We start from the raw sequence: 1,031 nt of genomic DNA on the forward strand, positions 1-1,031 counted from the left end.
CCTAGACGATCTATTCCAAGGGGTACGGGGCAGCGAATAGAAGCGAGGGTGTCCATGATCGACGTTGCGAAGCAACGATGACCATGGAGGCCACGTGCACGTCGATCGGGACACCCTCGCCACCGCACTCTACGTGAAGATCGACGATGAGCTGAAGGCGTCACCCCAGCTCAACCGGTGGCGACCAGCGGTCGGTATCGCTCCGAAGATCACCGATGCGGAGTTGATCACCCTCGCGGTGTTGCAGTCCGTGCTGAGCTACCACAAGGAAGCCCGGTGGATCCGCTACGCGCGCAAGAACCTGCTCCACCTGTTTCCCGACCTGCCCAAACAGCCCGGATACAACAAGCGACTGCGGACCCTGACCTCGCAGATCACCCACTTCATCCGGCTGCTGACCCTGGACACCGACCTGTGGCAGCACCCGGTCCGCATCGCCGACTCCACCCCGGTGGAGTGCGGACGCTCCCGCGAGACCGTCAAACGCTCTGACCTGGCCGGCTGGGCCAGCTACGGCTACTGCGCCTCACACTCGCGTCGCTTCTGGGGCCTGCGCCTGCACCTGGTCACCACCATGCACGGCCTGCCCGTCGCGTTCGCCCTGACCACCGCCAAGACCGACGAACGCGAAGTCCTGACCGACCTGTTCGACCTCGACACCGGCCTGATGACCCACCCCGACGGACTGATCCTCATCGTGGACAAGGGCTACCGCGACGCCGCCACCGAACAACAACTCGCCGAACGCGGCGTGACCATGATCCGCCCCGCCTACCGCACCGAAGCGCCACGCCCCGGACGAGCACTACTGCGCGCCCTGCGCCAGAACATCGAGTCAGTCAACCAGACCCTCAAAGACCAACTCGACCTCGAACGACACGGCGGACGAACCCCCGCCGGCGTGACCGTACGCGTCTTGCAACGCATCCTCGCGCTCACCGCCGTGATCTGGCACAACTGGCACACCAACCAACCCGTACTCCGCTCACTGACCGCGTACGACCACTGAACCCTTGGAATAGATCGTCTAG

The 1,031-nt window shown here is 64.3% G+C and carries 1 protein-coding gene; it reads left to right on the top strand.

Features of this window, described 5'->3' with window-relative positions; all coding sequences use genetic code 11:
* Positions 1-94 precede the first annotated feature (94 nt).
* Positions 95-1,009, top strand: coding sequence for an IS982 family transposase (locus tag AB0H57_RS32870; protein WP_357512650.1), 915 nt, complete (start codon positions 95-97; stop codon positions 1,007-1,009).
* Positions 1,010-1,031: the final 22 nt, after the last annotated feature.

The sequence above is a fragment of the Micromonospora sp. NPDC050686 genome, assembly GCF_040654475.1.
In the GTDB taxonomy this organism is placed as follows: Bacteria; Actinomycetota; Actinomycetes; order Mycobacteriales; family Micromonosporaceae; genus Micromonospora.